The sequence below is a fragment of the Salinicola acroporae genome (genome assembly GCF_003206615.1).
GTDB classification, from domain to species: Bacteria; Pseudomonadota; Gammaproteobacteria; order Pseudomonadales; family Halomonadaceae; genus Salinicola; species Salinicola acroporae.
In genome coordinates, this window is the sequence record NZ_PZJW01000018.1 from 1 (window position 1) to 15,407 (window position 15,407).

Annotated in this window: 14 protein-coding genes; 6 read left to right on the forward strand and 8 right to left on the reverse strand. The window is 56.2% G+C overall.

Features of this window, described 5'->3' with window-relative positions:
* The first annotated feature begins 380 nt into the window (after window positions 1-380).
* Entirely contained in the window at window positions 381-1,793 is a 1,413-nt protein-coding gene (gene tcuA / locus DOM54_RS19140; protein WP_110717900.1) for an FAD-dependent tricarballylate dehydrogenase TcuA, read from the forward strand.
* Window positions 1,780-2,892 carry a tricarballylate utilization 4Fe-4S protein TcuB gene (gene tcuB / locus DOM54_RS19145; RefSeq protein WP_110717860.1) on the forward strand — a complete coding sequence of 371 codons (1,113 nt, stop codon included), beginning with the start codon at window positions 1,780-1,782 and terminating at the stop codon, window positions 2,890-2,892. Before tcuA ends, tcuB begins: the two co-directional genes overlap by 14 nt.
* 130 nt (window positions 2,893-3,022) lie before the next feature.
* Here the strand turns inward: tcuB and DOM54_RS19150 are convergent, their stop codons facing one another.
* The 8 genes from DOM54_RS19150 to DOM54_RS19185 form a co-directional block, all read right to left on the reverse strand.
* A complete protein-coding gene (locus tag DOM54_RS19150) occupies window positions 3,023-3,688 on the reverse strand; it encodes a GntR family transcriptional regulator (protein WP_162619940.1) in 666 nt (221 codons plus the stop codon).
* A 199-nt stretch (window positions 3,689-3,887) separates the two neighbouring features.
* Window positions 3,888-5,225: an MFS transporter gene (locus DOM54_RS19155; protein ID WP_110717862.1), complete on the reverse strand. Its 1,338-nt coding sequence runs from the start codon at window positions 5,223-5,225 to the stop codon at window positions 3,888-3,890.
* A 25-nt stretch (window positions 5,226-5,250) separates the two neighbouring features.
* Window positions 5,251-6,045 (reverse strand): alpha/beta fold hydrolase, encoded by a 795-nt coding sequence (locus DOM54_RS19160; protein WP_110717863.1) that lies wholly within the window; start codon window positions 6,043-6,045, stop codon window positions 5,251-5,253.
* 2 nt (window positions 6,046-6,047) lie between these two features.
* Complete coding sequence (locus tag DOM54_RS19165) at window positions 6,048-6,887, reverse strand: MaoC family dehydratase (protein ID WP_110717864.1); 840 nt, start codon at window positions 6,885-6,887, stop codon at window positions 6,048-6,050.
* 131 nt (window positions 6,888-7,018) lie between these two features.
* On the reverse strand, window positions 7,019-8,428 hold the full coding sequence (locus tag DOM54_RS19170; RefSeq protein WP_110717865.1) for an aldehyde dehydrogenase family protein: 1,410 nt from the start codon (window positions 8,426-8,428) through the stop codon (window positions 7,019-7,021).
* A gap of 17 nt (window positions 8,429-8,445) precedes the next feature.
* Window positions 8,446-9,582 (reverse strand): zinc-binding dehydrogenase, encoded by a 1,137-nt coding sequence (locus DOM54_RS19175; protein ID WP_110717866.1) that lies wholly within the window; start codon window positions 9,580-9,582, stop codon window positions 8,446-8,448.
* 13 nt (window positions 9,583-9,595) lie between these two features.
* The gene (locus DOM54_RS19180) at window positions 9,596-10,396 is read right to left on the reverse strand and encodes a citryl-CoA lyase (RefSeq protein WP_110717867.1); all 801 of its coding nucleotides are present in this window, start codon (window positions 10,394-10,396) and stop codon (window positions 9,596-9,598) included.
* On the reverse strand, window positions 10,383-12,017 hold the full coding sequence (locus tag DOM54_RS19185; protein ID WP_110717868.1) for an AMP-binding protein: 1,635 nt from the start codon (window positions 12,015-12,017) through the stop codon (window positions 10,383-10,385). The genes DOM54_RS19180 and DOM54_RS19185 overlap by 14 nt, the downstream gene beginning before the upstream one ends.
* 349 nt (window positions 12,018-12,366) lie before the next feature.
* Between DOM54_RS19185 and pilL2 the strand changes: the two genes are divergently transcribed.
* The 4 genes from pilL2 to DOM54_RS19205 are packed head-to-tail and all read left to right on the forward strand — an operon-like array spanning window position 12,367 to window position 15,398.
* Window positions 12,367-12,990, forward strand: a complete 624-nt coding sequence (pilL2, locus tag DOM54_RS19190; RefSeq protein ID WP_110717869.1) for a PFGI-1 class ICE element type IV pilus protein PilL2 — start codon at window positions 12,367-12,369, stop codon at window positions 12,988-12,990.
* Window positions 12,980-13,894: a coiled-coil domain-containing protein gene (locus tag DOM54_RS19195; protein WP_110717870.1), complete on the forward strand. Its 915-nt coding sequence runs from the start codon at window positions 12,980-12,982 to the stop codon at window positions 13,892-13,894. The genes pilL2 and DOM54_RS19195 overlap by 11 nt, the downstream gene beginning before the upstream one ends.
* 10 nt (window positions 13,895-13,904) lie before the next feature.
* Complete coding sequence (locus DOM54_RS19200) at window positions 13,905-14,621, forward strand: TIGR03759 family integrating conjugative element protein (RefSeq protein ID WP_110717871.1); 717 nt, start codon at window positions 13,905-13,907, stop codon at window positions 14,619-14,621.
* Window positions 14,622-14,651: 30 nt separating this feature from the next.
* On the forward strand, window positions 14,652-15,398 hold the full coding sequence (locus tag DOM54_RS19205) for a lysozyme family protein (RefSeq protein ID WP_206019155.1): 747 nt from the start codon (window positions 14,652-14,654) through the stop codon (window positions 15,396-15,398).
* Window positions 15,399-15,407: the final 9 nt, after the last annotated feature.

The following is a 15,407-nucleotide window of genomic DNA, read 5'->3' on the forward strand; positions in this document are numbered from 1 at the left end:
TTGCTGGGTAAGATCACTTGACACTTTCGCCACTCGTCCGATGACGCGGGTCGCGCTGATCTAAGTCGCTACCGAGACCACTCACCCATTGGGGTCACGCCCCGAGGGTTTCCTATCCGAATGATGAATCAAGTAGCAACCTACGAGTGACTATTTGACCTATCAGCTGGCCCCGTATGACTCGGATGTGATGGTAGCCGAGGTGAGGGGTATCGGGGCAAGGGTCTGGATATGGCTAATAGCTGGGGTCGCTTCATTGCCCGTAGTCAACTTGAAGTGACCCTGACTAGATAGCTTTGCCTACATCTTTGGGCTTATTGCCGCAGGAAATTTTATTGTATACGCTTGTGTTCAATTGCATTCCGAGGATGAGACTGACGATGGGTCTGCGTGATTTCAAGACAGGTGATCCCCTCTACACCGACATCCTGGTCATAGGTGGCGGGAACGCGGCGCTGTGCGCGGCTATCAGTGCTTCTGATGAAGGTAAGAGCGTGTTGTTGATCGAGCACGCACCAGAGTCCCTTCGAGGCGGTAACAGTCAGCACACGCGTAATTTCAGATGCATGCACGAGGCGCCAAAGGGCATTTTGGCTGGCGCCTATAGTGAGGAGGAGTATTACGAGGATCTCATGCGTGTGACCAAGGGAAAGACGGATGTCGATCTCGCTCGCAAGACGATTCGCGAATCATTCTCGGCCTATGACTGGATGGCGGAAAACGGCGTGCGTTTTCAGCCATCCTTAGGTGGAACTCTCAGCCTTTCCAAGACCAATGCCTTTTTTCTGGGTGGCGGCAGGGCGTTGGTTAACGCCTATTACAACACTGCAGAAAGTAAGGGAGTACAGTTTGTATTCGACGCTCAAGCGGTGCGTCTCAATATCGAAAAAGGGGAGTTTGGGTCAGCTATCGTTCTTTGCAAGGGTATCCGTCATGAGGTTTTTGCGAGTCGTGTCGTGGTCGCTTCGGGTGGGTTCGAATCTAATACCGATTGGCTGGAAGAAGCTTGGGGGCCTAGCGCCAAGAACTTCTTGATCCGTGGAACGCAGTTCAATCAAGGATTGATGCTGAAGGAGCTAATGCGTCATCGCGCGGTCATCGTCGGTGAACCAGATCAATGCCATGCCGTTGCGATCGATGGTCGCGCTCCGAAGTATGATGGCGGCATCGTTACACGTCTGGACTGTGTGTCTTTTGGTATCGTCGTTGATCGACACAGCCAACGTTTCTATGACGAGGGCGAGGACTTCTGGCCAAAACGCTACGCCATCTGGGGACGGTTGATCGCCAGGCAGCCGAATCAGGTCGGATACGTCATCATCGACAGTAAGGCGATAGGTGATTTCATGCCCTCGGTTTTTCCGCCGCTCGTGGCAGATTCGGTCGAAGAGCTCGCAACGACGCTGGGGTTAGAGCCCGCGTCTTTGAAGCAAACTCTCGATGCTTACAATGCGGCGATCGGAGATGCGCCTTTCGATAAGGACCGGTTGGATGGTTGTCGCACTCATGGATTGGCGGTAGACAAGACCAATTGGGCTCGCCCCATCGATACGCCCCCCTATTATGGCTATACCCTCGCGCCGGGCATCACTTTCACTTACATGGGAGTCAAAGTGACTGATCGTGCTCAAGTGATATTCGAGGAAAGCGGACCATCGAACACTATTTTTGCCGCTGGAGAAATCATGGCGGGCAACATTCTTGGACAAGGTTATCTGGCTGGTATCGGTATGGCGATAGGAACGGTATTCGGTATTACTGCAGGTAGGGAGGCAGCTCATGGAATCGATTAGTGTGCTTGATGTTACGCAGGAAGCGCGGCGCAATGTAGAAATCTGTAATTCATGCCGGTACTGCGAGGGGCTCTGTGCTGTCTTCCCCGCTATCGAGATGAAGCGGGAGTTCGACAAGTCATATATCGATCACTTGGCGAATCTATGCCATAACTGTACGGGCTGCTATCACGCTTGCCAATATACGACACCGCACGTTTTCGATATGAATGTGCCGAAAGCGCTCACACAGGTTAGGATGGCCAGCTATGAAACCTATGTCTGGCCGGCGTCACTGGGGCGTGTTTTTAAACGTAATGGAACGATTGTATCGCTTGTCAGTGCGTTGATTCTAACCTTGGTCATGCTGGCAGGTTTGCTGTTCGTCGATGCCAGCAGTCTATTTTCGGTGCAAAATGGGTCCGGGGCTTTTTATAAGATCATTCCTTACGAGCTCATGGTTGGTATTGCAGGAGCGATCGCGATTTTCGATGTGTTGGCTATTGCACTGGGGGTGCGAAAGTACTGGCGGGAGATCGGTGGAAAGTGGCATTACCTGTTTGCTTGGCAGCCGCTTAAGCGGGCGTTTCACGATGCAATGTCCCTGAAAAATCTCGGAAGTGACGGTCAGGGATGCAATGATGAAAGTAGCCGTTTCAGCAACCGTCGCCGACGATTCCATCACAGTATGATGTACGGATTTTTGCTGTGCTTTGCGGCGACATCGGTAGCGACGATTTATGATCATTTTTTTGGCTGGGTGGCACCCTATGCCTATACCAGCTTGCCGGTACTACTGGGAACGGTTGGTGGTATTGGTATTATTATTGGTACCGCCGGGCTGACCTGGGTTAAGCTTAAAATGCACGACGGGCCAATGTGGAAAGCTGTTTTCGGAATGGACTATGCATTTCTGAACTTGCTGTTCTGGGTTAGTGTGACGGGTATTGCGTTGTTGGCGCTGAGGGAAACTTCTGCCATGGGCGTTCTACTCATTATTCATTTAGGGGTAGTGGGTGCACTATTTGCAATTTTACCCTTTAGTAAGTTTATTCATGTTTTTTTTCGAATCGCCTCGCTGATCAAATATCACAATGAGAGATATGCCCAATCCGCATGATTGGTAAAGATGTTGTCGCAAAGAGTTCGAGTTTTAAGGACTTCTCCTGATCAGAAGACTCGGCGATAATGCTCGTCGAGTCTTCTGCGTGATCGCTCGGCATTTGCGGGGTATGAAATGAGTGGCGATCTCAGGACGATGAGGGTTGATAATCGTCGAGTTCATCGCCAATCATCTGGATACGTGCCTTCTGTGCTTCCAGGATATGATGGGTGGCGGCTCTCTGTGCACGCTCCTCGTCCCTCGCGGCAATGGCATCGAAAAGTTCCTTGTGCTCATCGACGACTTCCTGAGAGCGCCCAGGAACCTCGAAAGTTGTCTTGCCCAAAAGTGCCATCGAATCGCGTAGGGAGTTCAAGGATTTAAGCAGGTAACGGTTATGAGCGGCATGGAAGATGGCGTTGTGGAAAATGCGGTTCTGGCGCGCCTGCTCCGCTGCCCCCTGAGCGGACTCGTAGCGTTTCTGTATTTCGTTGAGCGAAAAGATCTCCGCGTCACTGGCGTGCCTGGCAGCGAGGCCGGCAGCAGAGGCTTCCAACACCACGCGCATGTGATAGAGCTCCATCACTTCCTGATAGCCTAGTTTCACAATCTGCATGCCGCTGTAAGGTGCCACAACCAACAAGCCGGAAGCTTCGAGGCGCTTCAGCGCCTCCCTGACAGGAGTGCGGCTGAAATTCATCCACTCGGCAATAGCGGATTCCTTGATTCGACTCCCTGGCTTCAGAGAGCCTTCACGAATGCCTTCCAGAATCTTCTGGTAGGCTTGCTCCGAACGAGAGGATTTTTCGCTCACGTCATATCTCCAACTCAAAAGCTAAGGATGATGGCAGCGTATCCTCTAACCACTTATGTGGCAATATCGATTCCTATAACCAAGACTTTTGTCTGTATTTCAACCTCATTTTGGTCTTCTTGAGATGGTGTGTGTTGTGTTTTCAAGATAATAAAAAAACACCGCGCGATTGCGCGGTGTTGTAGTCGATTAACTATTATCATTGATATCTGTCTTCTCTCAGATCTATGTGTCGAGTCTCTGGTCCGAGTATAGCTCCGATTGTGACTAATAGCCCTCCAACTACGTAGAGAGTGATAGTAGTGTATTGGAGTGGCATGAAAGCCGATAGCCAATTTTCGTAAATGTTATAAAAGGCCGGGATAATGATGGCCACGCTATAGGCAACACCATAACCAGATGATCGCACTGAGGCGGGGAAGCGCTCCGACAGATAGGAGCCAGTGCAACCGAAAGTGCAGATCGAACACGTCACGAGAGCGATCGTCAAGATCAGGTAACTGACATTGCTTTCCAAGCTTCCGCTAATGATGATGGTATAAATGATGGGTGCTGCCACCATACCTAGTATACCGGTGATGATGAAAAACGTTCTGCGTCCGACTTTTTGGCTTAGCGCACCGGCCAGCGGGTAGATAATTATCAATGCAATTTGATAAAGGACGATCAGCAGTGTCGCGCGGGTATTGCCCATGCTTTCCAATGATCGTAGCGTGCCGGGAAATGACGCACTGGTGGCGTTGGATAGCAGCCAGACACCGGTCATAAGAATAAATACCTGGCGCAGGCTTCTAGAGTTTTCCCCAGAGAATAGCTGGATAAAAGGGCTTTTTTGCTCGGTTTTTACTACTGGATTTCTGGCTTTTTCTACTACCGTCTGATGGTAATATAACGTGAATGATAGCGTGGCTATGGCTCCGATGAGGAATGGAATTCTCCAACCCCATTGATGGTAGAAGTCATCCGTTGATCCATCGGACGGTCCTGACAACGTCAGAATGATATAGGTGATGGCGGAGACGACGCAAAACGCGATAGGAAAGCCCATGGAAATCAGTCCACCGTAAAGGCCTCGCTTCTGTGGCCCCGCGCTTTCCATGGCCAATGGTACTGCGCCCGTATATTGTCCACCGAGAAAAATTCCGGTTAGAAAGCGCAAGACGATGATGCTGGAAATAGCGCCAAGGCCGATGTGTTCGTAGCCAGGAATCGTTGCCATTATCAAAGTGCCAATCCCGGAGCCAAACATGGCAATGACAGTCGCTTTTTTTCGTCCGGAGCGGTCGGCGATATTGCCGAACATCACTGCACCCAATGGGCGCCCCAACAGTGTCGCGGCGAATATCAGGCCATTGATGAGTGCAAAATCGGCAAGGCTGGTGTTTGGGGGAAGGAAGTAGGCGATTGCCGGCGCCAAGGCGATGATCGGCAGATAAATATCATAACAGTCGATCGCGAAGCCTAGCGATGCGCCTCGAACGGCTTTCCGGGCAACCGATCTGTCTTGGACTTGCTGAGAGGGTGCGGGCGTACTCATGGTCACTCCTGAGTCACTTGAGTTTTTATAGTTCACTTAGCCATTTGACGAGTTGGCTGCCAAAGTCGGCAATTTCTTCCATGGGATAATGGCCAATGCCTTCGAGTCGTGTATAGCGGCCATGGGGGATTTCTCTGGCAGTGGCCTCGACCGTCTGTGGTGAAAGCCAGAAGTCGTCGTCACCGACGATTAGGTGTGCCGGACAGGTAATACGGTCAAGCTGGCCGGAGATATCGTGACGTGCCCAGCCAATGAGGTCACGGAGGGCGACCTGCGGATCTTCTCGACGATGGCGTGCTGCGATTCGCTCGACGCGTTTTTTCGAGACGCTTGCGCCACACGCGGCGAGGGTGCCGTAATAGGTTCGATCCGAACGGCTGGGGGATACGCTGTCTTGGAGGTTCTTGCGCAACGCGCGTTCGCTTTGGCCATCATTGAGGGCATCGGCGGCCATAGCGACGATGCCCGATAGCTTGGCGGCGTAACGAACGCCTAGGCTCAAGGTGATCTTGCCACCAATCGAGCAGCCCACCACATAGGGGCGGTCAAGTTCCAGACGCTCGATGACTTCGATGATCCAACTGGCGTAATACTCCAGGTCTTCCACTGGACCGGTCGCTGGTTCCTCGGAATGACCATGCCCCGGCAGATCGGGAATGATCGCTTGGTATCCGCCCTCTACCAGCCCCTTGATGCTCTCTTGCCATTGCAATGCGCTTTGGCCGGCTGTGTGGATACAGACGACGGGCTTGCCGCTGCCGAAAGTCATGACAAAACCCGGCCGGCCATCGATATCCAGATAGTGTGCTGAGCTATTCATGGTTAGCGATCTCCTGCCGGTATAAGCGTCTTGGCGACTTCGACGAGTTGTACGATGGCGCTGGTGATCTGCAGATAGACGAACACGTTGCCCGACACATTGAATTCGCCATGAGTGGCCCTTGCGACGAAGTCGACACGATCACTACGAAACAGCTCGACCCAGGCGAGCTCTGTGCCGGAAAGCGTGAAATCCGCTCCCTTGGGTGTACGTCGGCCTACATCGATAACTCGACCTTTGTAGATACGCAATTGGGTCGTGTTGTACTCACTACTTAGCGCGATGCAGCCATCAAACAGCTGTAGGGATTCTCTGAATTCGTCGAGCGCATTTAGCTTCTCTGCCAGTACTTTGCACCAGGCCACACCCAACAAGTCCTGATCGGTCTGCTTACTGGGATCCGGCTCATGGCGTGTTCTGACCATTGCCGAGGAGGTGCCCTCCTGCATCACCTGATCGTCGGCGTCGAGCAACCGGATGCAGCGGCGGACGATGCCACGGTCGCGTTTTGATGTCAGGCGAGTACCGGTGATGACGGTTTCATAATGAAGAGGCTGATTAGGCTCTAGCGGCCGACGATAATGCCAATGCGTATCGAGCAGGGCGATGATGGATTTTTGTAGAAACCCCATCTCGTTCAGCGTGCCGAAATAGCGCGCCAATCCCAGCGGCCCATGGCCAATCAAGGGTTCACCGTTGCGATCCGCCTGTGGCATGTGCATGGGATGGCGATCACCGGATACATGGCCAAAATCGGTGAAATCCTGAGCCGAGAAGGAAAATGTATCGCTCAGGAAGCGTTGTCCAGCTCTGAAGTCTTCCCAGTAGAGCGTGTGATTCATGAGTGCATACCTTCGAACTCCGGCTTGACGGGGCTGGCGAAGTCGCTGCGACCTCACCAGCCCTGTGCATGCCAGTCACGATTGGAAAGGGCGCGTTGGCGGGCGCCTCATGGATTGCCGGTATTGATCGATCAGTAGGCGATCGTGATCAGCTTCTCGTCGGTCATGTCTCGGATCGCGTAATGCGGGCCCTCTTTGCCGTACCCGCTATCCTTGACGCCGCCGAATGGCATGACATCGAGTCTGGAACTGGAGGTTTCGTTAATATGTATGCCGCCAAAATCCAGCCGATCGGCAAGATGGAAGGGAAGATCCAGGCTATTCGTGAAAACGCCGACGGCCAAGCCGTAAGGGGTGGCATTGGCAGAGTCGATTGCCGCTTCCAGATCATCGTATTCGACCAGCGACACGACCGGGCCAAAAACTTCCTGCGAAAAGAGACGCGCGTCGGTTGGCACGAATTCAAGCACCGTTGGCTCGACCACGTTATGGTGGCGCCGACCACCGCACAATAGCGAGGCTCCGGCGTTCACGGCCTCCTCGATCCAGCTATGCACACGTTTAGCGTTGTCGAGGTTGATCATGGGGCCGACGACCGTCTCGCTTTTCTCGGGGGATCCCCAAGGCGTACTTTCGACCAAGGGTAGAAAAGTCTCTTTGAACTTTTGATAGACGTCTCGGTGGACATAGAGACGCTGGACCGAGGTGCACACCTGCCCCGCCTTGCGAAAGCAACCTGAAATCAACTTTTTGGCGGCCTTCTCTAGATCGGCATCGGCGCAGATGATGGTGCTGGCGATACTGCCGAGTTCCAGTTGGGTGCCGCGAATGCCTGCTGCGTCTCGCACCTTCTTGCCAACGGCCGTGCTACCGGTGAAGGTGTAATAGTCGATACGCGGATCTTCCAGCAGCTGTTGGCCAACCGTTTCACCAGGACCGTGAACGACGCTGATCAGCGCTGGTGGTAAGCCTGCATCAAGAAGGGCCTGGACCAGCGCCAGCGTGCTGCCCGGCGCGACCTCGGACGGCTTGACGATAACTGCATTCCCCCCGGCCAGCGCAGGGGCAATCTTGTGGGCCACGGTATTGAGCGGTGAGTTGAAAGGGGTGATGGCGCAAACGACGCCCTTGGGCACACGGACCGTGTAGCCGAAGCGAGGCGTGGGACCAGGCGTCGCCTGGATGGGCACGAGTTCACCGAGAACGCGTTTGGCTTCTTCTGCGGACAGCGCCAGCGTGCGGGCACAACGGTTGATTTCATTGATTGAGTCGACGTCGGGAAAACCGACTTCATGGCGTAGCTGCACCTGGAGCGAATCGCGCCGGCTTTCGAGAATCTCGGCGGCCTTAAAGAGAATCTCGGCGCGTTTGATCGGCGTCAGCTTGTTCTCCTGAAAACCCCGTCTGACGCCGGCGACAGCCGCATCTATCTGTTTGTCAGAGGCCACCGGAATCTCGCCGTAGGCTTGTCCGTCGTAACAATCATGCAGCGTTTGCTTTTCCTCGCCGTCACGCCATTGGCTGTCAATAAATAATTGCATGTCAGGATCTCGCAGAATCAGGAAGGAAAGATCAGCAGGTCGCGAACCGATTTGCCCTTGGCGAGGCGATCAAAGCCCTCATTGATCGTGTCCAAGGTCACCGTGCCAGAGCGAAGTTTGTTAACCGGTAGTTGTCCGGACTGATACATCGTCAGAAAGCGCACGATGTCACGGCGCGGCACACTGCTACCCATATAGCTACCAACGACTGCAATTTCGTTGGAAGCCGAAAACTCGAGCGGCAACTCAAAGCGCGTGGAGGGATCTGGCAAGCCAGCAAGAACCACCTTTCCGCCTCGTCTGACGACGCCGTATGCGGTCTCCGTTGCGGCGGGCACTCCGGCCATTTCGAACACGAACTGCAAGCCGCCCCGAGATGCCTCACGGGCTCGCTCGACGTGATCGGGGTCGGTAACGTTGAACACCTGCGTCGCCCCCAGGGTCAGGGCCAGATCCAACTTGTCGTTGCTGACATCGAAAGCAAAAATTTCTGCAGCACCCGAGGCTTTGGCGCCTAGCACTGCACTGAGACCGACACCGCCCAAACCCACTACTGCAACCGTGCTGCCCAACGCGATCTTGGCCGTGTTGACCACCGCACCAACGCCTGTCAGCACCGCGCAGCCGAAGATGCAAGCATCTTCTAGTGAAATAGCGGGATCGATCTTGACCAGCGAATTTTTTGACACCACTGCATATTCGGCGAAAGCCGAGATGCCGCTGTAGTGGTTTAGCTCTACGCTATCGCTGGCGCGCTGGATATAACGCCCTCCACCCTGCAGAGTGCCATTCTTGCGAGACTCCCACGACGAGCCGCAGAGATTGGCTCGGCCATCCTGGCAGAATTCACAGCATCCGCAGCTCGATACGAATGCCATGACGACGTGGTCGTCGGCTTTCAGCTCAGTGACGTTGCTGCCAACTTCTCGGACGATACCTGAGCATTCGTGTCCGACGACGGCTGGCAGTGTGCGTATCCGTGAACCGTTGATTGCGGAGAGGTCCGAGTGGCAAAGGCCGGCCGCAGCAATTTCGACCAGGACATCATCCGGGCCTGGCGGTGCCAGCGTAATCTCTTCCACTACCAAGGGATGCGACTCGGCGTAAGGAGCAGGTTTGCCCTGCTCATACATGACAGCAGCACGACATTTCATGATGGTTCTCGACTCAATTCGATGGGTCAGTGTCTTCGTTGCACTCGCGTTCGGCGCGATTCCATATTTTCTGGGCCGTGGGGGTCCGAGTCTCTTCAAGGATGTGCCCGACCAGACCGATTGCACGAGCCATGACGCCCAGCCCGCGGGTAATCTTCCAGTCGATGTTCATGGAGGTAGCGATAGCGCCGATGGCACCGGTCACGTTGACCGGTAACGTTTTGTCGAAGCGCCTTGATGCTTGCTCGGAGATAGCCTGCATCAGACGAATCGGGGTATCGTCGAAGCCCTGTTCCACGGCGATTGCCATCAGCTTGTCCGCGCGCGGATCGCGAGGTTTGTGCACAGGATGGCCGATTCCCGGAATGACCTTTTTCTGCTCGCGGTAGTGGGTGATGATGTGCTCGGCCGCTGCCTCGATGTCAGTTTCGGGACCGGCGCCTTCCGCCATGAATTCCTGACAGAGTCGTGCCGAGCCTTCCATCGTGCCTACGAAAGTATTACCCAGCCCTAGAAGCCCAGCGCTGACGGCGCCTTGAATCGACTCGGGGGCGCCTAGATAAGTCATTCGCGTGGCAATAGCGCTCGGCATCAGACCATGTTCTACCAGAGCCACAACAAGCGCATTGAAAACAATCGACTCCCGTTCTTCCGGCAAGCGTTTGAAAAGTTCTAGAAAGGCGAAGTCACCGAGATTGACGTTTCCCAGCATGGCGATTAGGTCGATACCATGGATATGCACGGAATCATGAGTGACTCTCGAGATATTCGAGACTGCTTTCTCATCATCATGAGATGTATCATGCTGAGACATGATCACTCCCTTCTTCGTTTAAGTGGCTGAGGATGTCGCGGGCCTGCTGCCGAAGCGAATCACGGCGAACTTTGTCGCCATTGGCGCTGGGTGTTGTGGGGTATTGCGCCACGATTTCGACATGTTTTGGCACTTTGAAACTTGCTAAATTGGCTTTGCAGTGGGTTATTATCGATGATGCATTCGGCGTGTTTACGCCTTCGGCCAAGACGAAAGCTACAGCAATATCGTCCCCGCTGCGCTCATCCTTGACGCCCACGACTTGCGCTTGCTTGACGCCGCTCATGGACTCGATGGCACTCTCGATTTCGACGAAAGCCACCGAGTAGCCACCGAGACGGAGAGTGTCATTACCTCGAGAGAGGTATTCGAAAGTACTTTCGGCCAGCAATTTGGCGGCATCGTTGGTCTTGAACCAGCCATCCTCGGTGAACGCTTTTTGCGTGGCCTCTGGATTATTCAGATAGTGCGTGAACAGACTTCCTCCCTTGAACTGGAGCTCGCCGACTTCACCCACTGGAAGTGTGTTACCGGTCTCTCGGTCGATGACGCGAATACGCATGGATGGGTTGACCACGTCGCCGCCCGGCAGACAGCGGTGCTCCCGGTCCGTGCTCACCAGCGCCGATCCAGCAAAAGCGAATACCTCGCTTGAGCCGTAGACGTTTCTGGCAGTGATGTTCAGAGCGCTTGCCTTATCCACGATGTCCTGAATAGCGAGCCCGGCGGTGATCAACTGGGCTAGGCCCCCGCAATTCTGGGGAGTCAGGGTATCGAGGAGATCGCGTAGTGACCCTTCAGCAGCAACGATGAGATGAATGGGCAACGTCGCGATACTCTCCAACACTCGCTCGGTGTTGTAGATCGGCAGTAGTGCCAAGGGGATGCCATGGAGGAGACCCGCCATGGCCGGGACGAAGCCGAAGGTGCCCGAGAGCGATAATACCGACAACTGGAAGCGACCCGGTGGTACGTCGAAGCACGCCGTTGACGCACGCAAATGCGGCAGGGTGGTTTCGTTGGTGTGGATGGCTAGCTTCGGCGCAGAGGTAGTCCCAGAAGTCCCGAACACGATTAGCGGATTTGACGTCCCGACGCTGGCCGAGCTGGACGTCGGCTCCCTGTTCAGAGGCGACGTCGACGCGTGCAACGTAATGCCTCCGGGGAGATTGTCGAGCGTATCGCTGTAATCGACTACGTGCTCGAGGCAGGATGGTAGGGAGCCATCACTCAGTGCACCATGCAGACGATCGGTGAAATCGACACTTTCGAACTGGGCCGCTGTGAACAGGATCTTGGCCTTGCTGGTCTCCAGAAGGTGGTGAATTTCATTTTCGCGATAACGAGTGTTGAGTGGCACCAAGAGTGCCCCGGTCCTGGCCGCTGCGAAAAAAACATCCAGCCAGTAAATACAATTGGGGATCAGCAAGGCAACGCTGTCGCCTGCCTTTATGCCGTTTGACTCTAGAAACGCAGCTGTTCTCAAGGCCCTGTCATGCAACTCGCGATAGCTGAAATCCTGCCCTTTACCGATATCACTGGCGTCGTGGACAGCCAACCCACCTGGATGCTTCCCCGCTTGCTCCTCCAGCATTGCCCAGACCGTTTGGGGTGTTGCCATCTCGATTCTCCATCAATATTCAGTGACTCATGCCATGCGTTGTATCCAAGAGTATGCAATCACATGCAAATAGGGGTATCCGACGTTAGTCGCAATTAAAAATTTCGGGAGAAAATGTTGACCTGAAAATTATCCAGGGGCTGATGACGAGTGCCCTCTGATCAACCAGGACTAAGCAATTACCGGATCAAGGCTTTTTTCAAATGAGTATCGTCACTAGGTAGGGCCTCGATAGAGCTAAGAAATCCCTGCTGGTGCAATTAACATTTCCCGTCGCGAGTACCCTCGGCCTTCGGCACGGTGAACCCGATCACGATCATTCAGGTTCCCCCGCGCGAGGCCAAACTCGATGTATCCCTTCCAGAAAACCCGTGTCGTCCCGTTAGCATTCTTCATTGCGCTGCTCGCCGGTTGCGCGCATCAGCAACCTTCCCAGCAGCCAAGCGAGAGCGAGCGCCTGGCCGCCGACTATCCCGACGCCGAGAAGATGGCCCTTGCGGGAAACAAGAAAGGGCATCATGCCCGCGTCGTGGCCACCGGTCTGGATCAGCCCACCCACGATGTCGAGCCTGATGTCTACCGTGATCGCAATGCGTCACGAGTCGAGGTGATGCGAGGCGGGCGCTACGCCTTGGTCACGGCCAACGCCACGTTGCAGCAGCGTAACCTCCTCGAGCAGACCGTCAATGTCTCGATCCCTGCCTCCATGAGCCCATCGGTGGGGGATGGCTTGCGCTACACCCTGCAGCACACCGGTTACAGCCTTTGTGCTCCCCAGGGTGAACCGCAGCAGATGCTCTACAGCCGACCCTTGCCGGCGGCGCATTTCCGTCTGGGGCCGATGCCGCTTCGCGAGGCCCTGCAGGTTCTCGCCGGTAGTGCTTTCGAGGTTCAGGCCGACCCCATTGCGCGAACCATCTGCTACCAGGTACGCGATCAGCGACTGATCGAGGAGACCGGTCATGACGGATGATCGCCAGCGGCCCGTCGATTCCGGTGATCCGGAGCAGGAGCCTCGATCGGAAGCGCCAGTCGATTCGGATACGGGAAGCGTCGGTCGTCGCGAACCCTCGTTCTCCCATCACGATGATGACGACAGACAGGACTTCAGTGACGCCAACCGCGAGGAAACCGGCCACGAGGTGCCAAATTACACCCCCTACGCAGAGAGTCGCAGACGTTGGAGCCCGCTACGGTTGACGCTCCTGGGGCTTGGGACTCTCGCCGTTTTGGGGCTCATCTACTTCGTTCTATTTGCCGGTTCGGAGCCGGAGGGGCCGACGCTGGAGTCTCGGTTGCAGTCTCAGCAGCAGGTCATCGACCAACTGCGCGTGCGGGTCGAAGAGCTGCAGAGCGGACAGGACGAGCGGCGTAGTCAGGCCGAGGGCACCAGCAACCGCCTTGGCGAAATCGCTTCACGCCTCGACGATCTCGAGACGAGCCGACAGGATTCGCCGCTGCAGGCATTGCCCGAGCGCGTCCAGGCGCTCTCTCAACGCCTCGATGAGCTGTCCAGCTCCGTGGACGTGCGATTCAGTGCGGCGCAGGAAAAAGAGCAGTCGCTCGAGTCGTCGATCGAGGAGGTGCGCAAGCTCCGAGCCAGCCAAAAGACCAGCACCCAGCAAAGCCAGCCAAGCCCTCAACGTCAGACACGACGTCAAACCGAGCCGCCGTCACCGCCGTTCTCGGTGTCGGGCGTCGAGCTGCGTGGCGGGCGCAGCTATCTCGCCGTGGCATCCGGGGCTGCCGGGCGCTTGAGTGATCTACGCCTGGTAGGTGAGGGGCAGAGGATCGGGCAGTGGCATCTGTCGTCGATCGAGGGTCACTCGGCGGCGTTCATCATCAACGGCCAGACCGTGGTCGTCCCGGTTCCTTGAGGAGAGCCCCATGACGCTGAATTGCAATCGACGCCTGGCTTACGTGCTGCTGCTGTTTACGGCCTTGCCCGTATGGGCTCAGGAAGGGCAGGAGAGCGAGTCGACGCGTATCGATCAGACGCGCCTGGAGCAGAGCAGTCCACGGGCTGCCGAGGCCTGGGGCCTGAATCAGCAGGAGTACCGACGCTATGAGTCGATCATGGAGGGGCCGCGTGGCACCTGGTCTCCCGATCTGGATCCGCTGACCGCCTTGGGATTGGAAGCTCGCAGTCAGGCCGAGCGTCAGAAGTACGCCGAGAAGTTGGTGGAAACCGAGCGCGCCCGCGTCGAGGCGGAACTCGCGTTTCAACGCGCCTACGACGACGCCTGGCAGCGGCTTTATCCCAACGACATGCCGGTCAATTCATTCTCCACAAGAGATGGTGAAGACGCGACCCGATCGGTGTTCGGTAGCGACCCGGGAGCCTCCAGTCAGCGTCTGAATGTGGTCGTGGCCACCGAGGGGTGTGACCAATGCGATGCGACTGTGAAGCGTCTGCTGAGCAGCGGTGCGGCCATGGACATCTGGGTCCTGGACTCCAACGGAGACGACGATCGCATTCGCAGCTGGGCGGCTCAGGTCGGCATCCCACCGGCGAAAGTGCGTACCGGCACGGTGACGCTCAACCATGGCGGATCGCTGGACGTCGACAGCAGTCAGCTGCCACGTGTTGCGCCGAGGGGCTGAGCGATGATCTCGCGCGCGTTGAAGTCTGCAATGACTGGGCTGGTGACGGCGGTAGTTGCCGGCCTGGCTCACGCCGAGCAACCCGACATCCCGTCAGCCTATGTGGTCGCCGCCGAGGATCATGGTGTACCGCCGGCGGTGCTCTACGCCGTGGCCAGCGCCGAGTCGGTGGTGAGTCTCGACGCGCGTCGTCGCCCCTGGCCCTGGACGTTGAACGTCGCGGGAGAGTCGATGCGCTTCGGCGATCGAACCTCCGCGTGCCAGGCGTTGACTGATGCGCTCGAGACAACGCAGATCGTCGACGTGGGGATCGCGCAGCTCAACGTGCGCTGGCAGCCGCAATTGTTCGGCGCTGGCCAGCGTTTCGCGGATCCCTGCGATGGGCTGAATCCCTACGCCAATCTCGATGAAGCGGCGGCACTCATACGCGCCCACTTCGATGATGCCGGTGACTGGTTGATCGCTGCCGGTCGCTATCACCGTCCAGCAGGTGGCCGTCCCGCCGAGCGCTACCGCGCCGTGGTGAGTCAGGAGCTGGCTCGGCTCGGCACATCCCCCTCTCTAGAAATTGACTCGCCGGCACGGATGGCTGCACGTCAGACGCCGGTCTCGAAGCGATCCCATCGACCAACACTAGCGTCAGTGGAGAGTGGCCACTCAACTGCGTCGGATGAGGGGCTGACCTGGGTGACCCCCGGTCCACGTACGCCCGACACCGACGTCACCTGGGTAACGCCGGAGCAGCGTCCCTGGATGGCCGAAGTCGCCATCCGATAGGAGATCCCG

What these genes read in the sequence shown, in the direction of transcription:
- tcuA (WP_110717900.1), top strand. Translation starts at nt 381, where the DNA reads ATGGGTCTGCGTGATTTCAAGACAGGTGATCCCCTCTACACCGACATC.
- tcuB (WP_110717860.1), top strand. Translation starts at nt 1,780, where the DNA reads ATGGAATCGATTAGTGTGCTTGATGTTACGCAGGAAGCGCGGCGCAAT.
- DOM54_RS19155 (WP_110717862.1), bottom strand. Translation starts at nt 5,225, where the DNA reads ATGAGTACGCCCGCACCCTCTCAGCAAGTCCAAGACAGATCGGTTGCC.
- DOM54_RS19160 (WP_110717863.1), bottom strand. Translation starts at nt 6,045, where the DNA reads ATGAATAGCTCAGCACACTATCTGGATATCGATGGCCGGCCGGGTTTT.
- DOM54_RS19165 (WP_110717864.1), bottom strand. Translation starts at nt 6,887, where the DNA reads ATGAATCACACGCTCTACTGGGAAGACTTCAGAGCTGGACAACGCTTC.
- DOM54_RS19170 (WP_110717865.1), bottom strand. Translation starts at nt 8,428, where the DNA reads ATGCAATTATTTATTGACAGCCAATGGCGTGACGGCGAGGAAAAGCAA.
- DOM54_RS19175 (WP_110717866.1), bottom strand. Translation starts at nt 9,582, where the DNA reads ATGAAATGTCGTGCTGCTGTCATGTATGAGCAGGGCAAACCTGCTCCT.
- DOM54_RS19180 (WP_110717867.1), bottom strand. Translation starts at nt 10,396, where the DNA reads ATGTCTCAGCATGATACATCTCATGATGATGAGAAAGCAGTCTCGAAT.
- DOM54_RS19185 (WP_110717868.1), bottom strand. Translation starts at nt 12,017, where the DNA reads ATGGCAACACCCCAAACGGTCTGGGCAATGCTGGAGGAGCAAGCGGGG.
- pilL2 (WP_110717869.1), top strand. Translation starts at nt 12,367, where the DNA reads ATGTATCCCTTCCAGAAAACCCGTGTCGTCCCGTTAGCATTCTTCATT.
- DOM54_RS19195 (WP_110717870.1), top strand. Translation starts at nt 12,980, where the DNA reads ATGACGGATGATCGCCAGCGGCCCGTCGATTCCGGTGATCCGGAGCAG.
- DOM54_RS19200 (WP_110717871.1), top strand. Translation starts at nt 13,905, where the DNA reads ATGACGCTGAATTGCAATCGACGCCTGGCTTACGTGCTGCTGCTGTTT.
- DOM54_RS19205 (WP_206019155.1), top strand. Translation starts at nt 14,652, where the DNA reads ATGACTGGGCTGGTGACGGCGGTAGTTGCCGGCCTGGCTCACGCCGAG.